Origin of the sequence: Variovorax sp. CAN15, assembly GCF_030462475.1 — a bacterium.
Taxonomy (GTDB): domain Bacteria; phylum Pseudomonadota; class Gammaproteobacteria; order Burkholderiales; family Burkholderiaceae_C; genus Variovorax.
In genome coordinates, this window is sequence record NZ_JASMRZ010000045.1 from 35,125 (window position 1) to 42,910 (window position 7,786).

The window sequence follows — 7,786 nt, forward strand, 5'->3', positions numbered from 1 at the left end:
CTTCCTCACATCCGGAAGATGCCGAACTTCGGCTCCGGCACCGGCGCGTTGCGCGCGGCCGCGAGGCCCAGCGCCAGCACGCGGCGCGTGTCGGCCGGATCGATGATGCCGTCGTCCCACAGCCGCGCCGTGGCGTAGTAGGGGTGGCCCTGGTCTTCGTACTGCTGGCGGATCGGCGCCTTGAAGGCTTCTTCCTCTTCCTTGCTCCAGCTGCCGCCCTTGAGCTCGATGCCGTCGCGCTTCACTGTGGCAAGCACGCTCGCGGCCTGCTCGCCTCCCATCACGCTGATGCGCGCGTTGGGCCACATCCAGAGGAAGCGCGGGCTGTACGCGCGGCCGCACATGCCGTAGTTGCCGGCGCCGAAGCTGCCGCCGATGATGATCGTGAACTTGGGCACGTTGGCCGTGGCCACGGCCGTCACCATCTTGGCGCCGTGGCGCGCGATGCCCTCGTTCTCGTACTTGCGGCCCACCATGAAACCGGTGATGTTCTGCAGGAATACCAGCGGAATCTTGCGCTGGCAACACAGCTCGATGAAGTGCGCGCCCTTCTGCGCCGACTCGGAGAAGAGGATGCCGTTGTTGGCCACGATGCCCACCGGCATGCCCTCGATCTCGGCGAAGCCGCACACCAGCGTGGCGCCGAAGCGCGCCTTGAACTCGTGGAACTCGCTGCCGTCGACGACGCGCGCGATGATCTCGCGCACGTCGAAGGGCTTGCGCGTGTCGGTGGGGATCACGCCGTAGAGCTCCTCGCGCGGGTACGCGGGCTCGCGCACCTCGGCCTCGGCCGGAGTCTCGGCCGCCTTCGCATTGAGGTTGGCCACCGCCGAGCGCGCGAGCGCCAGCGCATGCAGGTCGTTCTGCGCGAGGTGGTCGGCCACGCCCGACAGGCGCGTGTGCACGTCGCCGCCGCCCAGGTCTTCCGCTGTCACCACTTCGCCGGTTGCCGCCTTCACCAGCGGCGGGCCGCCCAGGAAGATGGTGCCCTGGTTCTTCACGATGATCGACTCGTCGCTCATCGCCGGCACGTACGCGCCGCCGGCCGTGCACGAGCCCATGACCACCGCGATCTGCGGAATGCCCTGTGCGCTCATGTTGGCCTGGTTATAGAAGATGCGGCCGAAGTGCTCGCGGTCGGGAAACACCTCGTCCTGGTTCGGCAGGTTGGCGCCGCCCGAGTCAACCAGGTAGATGCACGGCAGGCGGTTCTGCTCGGCGATCTCCTGCGCGCGCAGGTGCTTCTTCACCGTCATCGGGTAGTAGGTGCCGCCCTTCACCGTGGCGTCGTTGCACACGATCATGCAGTCCACGCCGTTCACCCGGCCGATGCCGGTGATGATGCCGGCGCCCGGTGCCGACTCCGCGCCCTTGCCGTCGAGGTACATCGCATGCGCGGCCAACGGCGCGATCTCGAGGAAGGGCGTGCCCGGGTCCAGCAGCTCGGCCACACGGTCGCGCGGCAGCAGCTTGCCGCGTGCGGCGTGCTTGGCACGCGCGGCCTCGCCGCCGCCCTGCTCTACCTTCGCGAACTGCGTGCGCAGGTCATCGACCAGCGCGCGCATGGCGGCGGCATTGGCCTGGAAGTCCGCCGAGCGGGCGTTGAGTTTGGTTTCGAGTTGGCTCATGCTGTCTTTTCCTGGCTCAGGCCGAGTTGCTCGGTCATGGCGTCGCGGATCTTGAATTTCTGGATCTTGCCGGTCACCGTCATCGGGAACTCGGCGACGAAGCGGATGTACTTCGGCACCTTGTAGTGCGCGATCTGGCCCTTGCAGAACTCGCGCACTTCTTCTTCGGTGGCGCTCTGGCCGGGCTTGACGATGATCCAGGCGCACAGCTCCTCGCCGTACTTGCGGTCGGGCAGGCCGACCACCTGCACGTCCTGCACCTTCGGATGGCGGTACAGGAACTCCTCGATCTCGCGCGGGTAGATGTTCTCGCCGCCGCGGATCACCATGTCCTTGATTCGCCCGACGATGTTGACGTAGCCCTCGGCGTCCATGGTGGCGAGGTCACCCGTGTGCATCCAGTGCTCCGGGTCAATGGCCTCGCGGGTCTTGGCCTCGTCGTCCCAGTAGCCGTGCATCACCGAATAGCCGCGCGTGCAGAGCTCGCCCGACTTGCCCGGCGGCATCACGGCGCCGGTCTCGGGGTCGACGATCTTCACTTCGAGGTGCGGCTGCACCGTTCCAACGGTCGACACGCGGCGGTCCAGCGGCGTGTCGGTGCTGCTCTGGCAGCTCACGGGGCTGGTCTCGGTCATGCCGTAGGCGATGGTGATCTCGCTCAGGTGCATCTCGCTGACCACGCGCTTCATCACCTCGATGGGGCACGGCGAGCCGGCCATGATGCCGGTGCGCAGCGTCGACAGGTCGAACTCCCTGAAGCGCGGATGGTCGAGCTCGGCGATGAACATCGTCGGCACGCCGTGCAGGCCGGTGCACTTCTCGGCCTGCACCGTCTCCAGCACGGTGAGCGGATCGAAGCCGTCGTTCGGATACACGATGGCCGAGCCGTGCGTGAGGCAGGCCAGGTTGCCCAGCACCATGCCGAAGCAGTGGTACAGCGGCACCGGGATGCACAGCCTGTCGGCCGGCGTGAGCTTCATGCACTCGCCGATGAAGAAGCCGTTGTTCAGGATGTTGCGGTGCGTGAGGGTCGCGCCCTTGGGAAAGCCGGTGGTACCGCTGGTGAACTGGATGTTGATCGGGTCGGTGGCCTTCAGCGTCTTCTGCACCTGCGCGACACGCGGGTCGTTGGCGTCGCCGCTTGCGAGCAGCTGCGAAAAGCGGCGCATGCCCGGCTGCTCGGCGCCCTCGCCCGGCTTCGCGTCGATCCAGAAGGTGTGGGCCAGCTGAGGCAGCTTCGCCGGGCCCAGCTCGCGCAGCATGCCGAGGTAGTCGCTGGTCTTGAACTGCGCCATCGTCACCAGCGCCTTGCAGCCGACCTTGTTGAGCGCGTATTCAAGCTCGGAGGTGCGGTAGGCCGGGTTGATGTTGACGAGGATCAGGCCGACCTTGGCGGTGGCGATCTGCATCAGCACCCACGGCACGTTGTTGTGCGACCAGATGCCGACACGGTCGCCGGCCTTCAGCCCGAGGCCGAGCAGCGCGCTGGCGAGCTTGTTGGACTCGGTCTGCAGTTCACGGTAGGTGAAGCGCAGGCCTTCGTGGCGGCTGATGAGCGCTTCGCGGTCGGGCTGCCTGGCGACCATGTCGTCGAAGAAGTCGCCGATGGGTTGTTCGATGAGGGGGATGTCGGTGGCGCCCTTGCCGTAGCTCTCGGTCAGTGCTGCAGTCATGTTCATTTCCTTCCTTGTCTCCTTGTCTTGCTCCTTCCCCTTCCGGGGGAAGGTTGGGATGGGGGCAAGCGGCGCTTGTTCAGCCCACGGTCTCATCGAACGCCGCTTGCCCCCACCCCTGCCCTCCCCCAGAGGGGGAGGGAGAAAAACAGCCTAGGCCGTCTCGGCGAACAGCTCGCGCCCGATCAGCATGCGCCGGATCTCGCTCGTGCCCGCGCCGATCTCGTACAGCTTGGCATCGCGCCACAGCCGCTCGACCGGGAATTCCTTGGTGTAGCCCACGCCGCCCAGCGCCTGGATCGCCTCGCCGGCCATCCAGGTCGCCTTCTCCGCCGAATAAAGAATCGCGCCGGCCGCGTCCTTGCGGAAGGTGCGCGCATGGTCATTGCGGTCGCAGGCCTTGCCCACGGCATACACGTAGGCGCGCGTGGCCTGCCAGGTCGAGTACATGTCGGCGATCTTGCCCTGCATGAGCTGGAACTCGCCGATGCTCTGGCCGAACTGCTTGCGCTCGTGGATGAAAGGCAGCACCGCGTCCATGCACGCCGCCATGATGCCCAGCGGGCCGCCCGAGAGCACGGCGCGCTCGTAGTCGAGGCCGCTCATCAGCACCCTCGCGCCCTGGCCTTCGCCGCCGAGCACGTTCTCTTCCGGCACCTCGCAGTTGTCGAAGAACAGCGGATAGGTGTTGGAACCGCGCATGCCCAGCTTGTCGAGCTTGGTGCCGGCCGAGAAGCCCTTGAAGTTCTTCTCGACGATGAAGGCCGTCATGCCGCGCGCGCCCATCTCGGGCTCGGTCTTGGCGTAGATGACGAGCGTGTCGGCGTCGCCGCCGTTGGTGATCCACATCTTGCCGCCGTTGAGCACGTAGTAGCCGTCCTTCTTCTCGGCCTTGAGCTTCATGCTCACCACGTCGGAGCCGGCGTTGGGCTCGCTCATGGCCAGCGCGCCCACGTGCTCGCCGCTCACCAGCTTGGGCAGGTATTTCTTCTTCTGCGCATCGCTGCCGTTGCGGTGGATCTGGTTCACGCACAGGTTGGAGTGCGCGCCGTACGACAGGCCCACCGAGGCCGAAGCGCGCGAGACTTCCTCCATGGCCACGATGTGGGCCAGGTAGCCCAGTTCGGTGCCGCCGTACTCTTCCTTCACCGTCATGCCGTGCAGGCCGAGGTCGCCGAGCTTCTTCCAGAGGTCGTGCGGGAACAGGTTGTCGCGGTCGATGTCGGCGGCGCGCGGCGCGATTTCGTTGGCGGCGAAGTCCTGGATGGCGCTGCGCAGCGAGTCGATGGTGTCGCCCAGGTCGAAGTTCAGGCCGGGATCGTGCATGGGGTTTGTCTCCTCTGAGGTCGGCGCGCAGAGCTACCCGCGCGGAATGGCGCTTGCTTGAAAGTCCGCAGCTTACGCTTCGCCGTGCCTCAATTGGCGCCACAATGGTTGCAAATTGCGCCACGACCTGCCGCCCAAGCCATGTCTCCTCCGTCGTTCCTCCGACCCACCCGCGCCGTCACGCCGATGGCCTTCGTGAGAGCCATCGCGCAGGCCTACGAACGCTACGGCAAGGACCCGGCGGAGGCACTGAAGGCGGCACAGATCACGCCGCGCGAACTGGCGCGGCCAGGTGCCCGGGTGACGGCCGCGCAGTTCGAGGCACTGTCGGGCCACGCCATGCAGGAACTCGACGACGAAACCCTGGGCTGGTTCACCCGCCGCCTGCCCTGGGGCAGCTACGGCATGCTGTGCCGCGCCTCGCTGAGCTCGCCCAACCTGGGCGTGGCGCTCAAGCGCTGGTGCCGCCACCACCGGCTGCTGACCGACGACATCGGCCTGTCGCTCGACGTGGCCGCAGGCGTGGCCACGCTGCGCATCGCCGAGCACCGGGCGCTGGACGACGCCTTCCGCGAGTTCTGCCTGGTGACCATCCTGCGCTTCGTGCACGGCTACATGTGCTGGGCCATCGACTCGCGCATCTCGCTGCGCCATGCGAGCTTTCCGTTCGCCGCGCCGCCGCACGCCGACGCCTACCCGCTGATGTTCACGCCCGACGTGTGCTTCGGCGCGCCGCAGGCGGGCATCGCCTTCGACGAGCGCTACCTCGCGCTGCCGCTGCAGCGCGACGAGCGCGCGCTGCGCGCCATGCTCAAGCGCGCCCTGCCGCTCACCATCCTGCAGTACCGCCGCGACCGCCTGCTGGGCCAGCGCGTGCGCGAACTGCTGCGCTCGCGCGCCGGCGAGGCCACCACCGCCGAGGCGCTGGCCGCGCTGCTCAACGTGTCGGGCCGTACGCTGCATCGGCAACTGCACGAGGAAGGCACCTCGCTTCAGGCGCTGAAGAACGAAGTGCGCCACGAGATGGCTGTCGACCAGCTGCGCCGCACCACGCGGCCGATCAAGCAGGTGGCGCTGGCGGTGGGCTTTCGCAACGAGAAGAGCTTCTCGCGCGCGTTCCAGCAATGGACAGGCCAGGCGCCGCGCGACTTCAGGCAGCGGGACAAATAGGCGCTGCGTTCGGATGCGGGGTCAGCCAGCCCGCGCCGACAGTGGATGCTCTTCGCGCAGCAGTCCGTCGAGCGCCGAAACCTGCCACGCGAACTCCTCGGCGAAAGCTTCGGGATCGGTGATCGCGTAGGCGCCGTACGCATAGACGGTTGCGTAAGCCGCGTACTCCGCAGCCTGCAGTGCGCGGCCGGCAACGGCCTGGTACACGGCATAGGTCGCGGAGACCGCCGCATGGGCCGTTCCGTCGATGGAGCGGGAACCCGGATGGCTCCCCGCCACCACGGCCATCCGCTGCTCGGCCAACGCCAGAGCGGCGGAACCGGCCTTGCCTTCGAGAAATGCGCCCAGCGTGTCCAGCCCCTCCACGGCCTCCGGCGACTCCAGCAGGTGCCGCACACGCTGCACGCATGCGAAGCCGAAACGCAGCCGCAGCAGCCGCCGCGCTTCCGAGTCGAGATCGGCCGCCTTCGCGAGTTGATGCAGTTCGGTGTTCATGAGCTTGCAGCGCCGCGCCGATGGGCAAGCACCATGCCGGGACGGTCAGGCAGGCTGATCGATCAGCGCCAGCGCGTCGGCGATGGACTTGCTGTCCTCCGGCCGCACCAGCTTCGCGACTTCCTTGCCGTCGCGCATGAACACCAGCGTGGGCCACAGCCGCACGTTGAACGAGCGACCCAGCGGCCGGCCGCTGCCGTCTTCCACCTTGATGCGGCGCACGTTCGGGAACCGGGCGAATGCCTCGGTGATGTTCGGCTGGGCGGCCTTGCAGATGCCGCACCAGTTGGTGCCGAACTCGACCACGGCGGGGCCGGTGAGTGCGTCGATCTCGCTGCGGTCGGGCTGCTCGGTTTTGTATTCGGAGGTCATGGGGTTGCTTGCTTCCTTCCTTCTGCCTGCCTGGGACTTGGGGATTGGCTCGACTCCCCGCATTCCAACAGAAACTCAGGCCGCCTGCAGCCCGTAGCCCGCAAGCAGCGCGGGCAATTCGGCCATGTCGCTGAACACCCTCACCGCCCCCACGCTCAGCAACGGCCCCGGGCCGCTGTGGCCCGACTCGCCCGTGCTGTAGCCGAACACCGTCGCGCCCGCCGCCACGCCGGCCATCGCGCCGGTAACGGTGTCTTCCACGATGGCGCAGCGCCTGGGGTCCACGCCCAGCGCCTCGGCGGCCGCGAGATACACGTCGGGATGCGGCTTGGAGCGCGGCATCTCGTGGCCGCTGAAGATGCGGCCCTGGAAACAGTCGAGCAGGCCGACCTTGGCGAGCTGCAGCTCGACCTTGTGGCGGTCGGCACCCGATGCGCAGGCAATGCGGCCCTTGAGCCTGGCGTGGATTTCGCGGATGGCTTCAGGTGCACGCGGAATGGCGACCAGGTCGCGCTCCAGGGCCTCGTTGCGGCGGGCGCGGAAGGTTTTCAGCCAATCGTCGGTGATCTTGAAGCCGGTCTTTTGTTCGATCAGGGCGGCTTCGTCCTTCACGGCTTTGCCTGTGAAGGTGTTCATTGATTCTTCGGTGGTGATTTGCCAGCCCAGCTCGCCGAGCATCTGTGCCAGGACGCGGTTGGTGATGGGTTCGGAGTCGACCAGGACGCCGTCGCAGTCGAATAGGACTGCTGAGAAGGGGAAAGGGGGCATTGCTTTTGGGGTCTGACTTGGGTTGCCTTGATGGTAGCAATCGGCTTTTGGGGTTTGCTTTCCGGGGCCGGGTCTCGGCCCGGCGGCCGACCTACTTTTCTTTGCTTCGCCAAAGAAAAGTAAGGGCGGTTTCAATTCTGAAGTGCAACACACTCGATCCTGAAGGGAAGAGCTTGCATGACCAGGAGTTACGAACAGCTGAGTGCCGAAGAGCGAGGGATGATCATGGCGATGAAGCTGCAGGGCAGCAGCGCCAGATTGATCTCCCGGACCTTGCGGCGTGCTCCCAGCACGATCACGCGGGAGTTGCGACGCAACGGTTTCAAATCCGATGCGGAGCTCGGCACGATGGGA

At 66.8% G+C, this 7,786-nt stretch carries 8 protein-coding genes; 2 read left to right on the plus strand and 6 right to left on the minus strand.

From position 1 onward, the window contains the following. Window positions 1–5: 5 nt before the first annotated feature. The 3 genes from QMO14_RS22505 to QMO14_RS22515 form a co-directional block, all read right to left on the minus strand. Window positions 6–1,628 (minus strand): carboxyl transferase domain-containing protein, encoded by a 1,623-nt coding sequence (locus tag QMO14_RS22505; RefSeq protein ID WP_301509851.1) that lies wholly within the window; start codon window positions 1,626–1,628, stop codon window positions 6–8. Beyond that, a complete protein-coding gene (locus QMO14_RS22510; protein WP_301509852.1) occupies window positions 1,625–3,307 on the minus strand; it encodes an AMP-binding protein in 1,683 nt (560 codons plus the stop codon). The genes QMO14_RS22505 and QMO14_RS22510 overlap by 4 nt, the downstream gene beginning before the upstream one ends. 147 nt (window positions 3,308–3,454) lie before the next feature. After that, on the minus strand, window positions 3,455–4,627 hold the full coding sequence (locus tag QMO14_RS22515) for an isovaleryl-CoA dehydrogenase (protein ID WP_301509853.1): 1,173 nt from the start codon (window positions 4,625–4,627) through the stop codon (window positions 3,455–3,457). 141 nt (window positions 4,628–4,768) lie between these two features. Between QMO14_RS22515 and QMO14_RS22520 the strand changes: the two genes are divergently transcribed. Beyond that, window positions 4,769–5,797 carry an AraC family transcriptional regulator gene (locus QMO14_RS22520; RefSeq protein ID WP_301509854.1) on the plus strand — a complete coding sequence of 343 codons (1,029 nt, stop codon included), beginning with the start codon at window positions 4,769–4,771 and terminating at the stop codon, window positions 5,795–5,797. Window positions 5,798–5,818: 21 nt separating this feature from the next. Here the strand turns inward: QMO14_RS22520 and QMO14_RS22525 are convergent, their stop codons facing one another. From QMO14_RS22525 to QMO14_RS22535, 3 genes are all read right to left on the minus strand, one after another. Next, the gene (locus tag QMO14_RS22525; RefSeq protein ID WP_301509855.1) at window positions 5,819–6,292 is read right to left on the minus strand and encodes a hypothetical protein; all 474 of its coding nucleotides are present in this window, start codon (window positions 6,290–6,292) and stop codon (window positions 5,819–5,821) included. Between the two features lie 45 nt (window positions 6,293–6,337). Further along, window positions 6,338–6,664, minus strand: a complete 327-nt coding sequence (locus QMO14_RS22530) for a thioredoxin family protein (RefSeq protein ID WP_301509856.1) — start codon at window positions 6,662–6,664, stop codon at window positions 6,338–6,340. A gap of 75 nt (window positions 6,665–6,739) precedes the next feature. After that, entirely contained in the window at window positions 6,740–7,432 is a 693-nt protein-coding gene (locus QMO14_RS22535; RefSeq protein WP_301509857.1) for an HAD family phosphatase, read from the minus strand. Window positions 7,433–7,609: 177 nt separating this feature from the next. On the opposite strand from QMO14_RS22535, the gene QMO14_RS22540 reads away from it, so the two are divergent. Then, a partial coding sequence (locus QMO14_RS22540; RefSeq protein ID WP_301509860.1) for a helix-turn-helix domain-containing protein occupies window positions 7,610–7,786 on the plus strand: 177 nt, incomplete at its 3' end.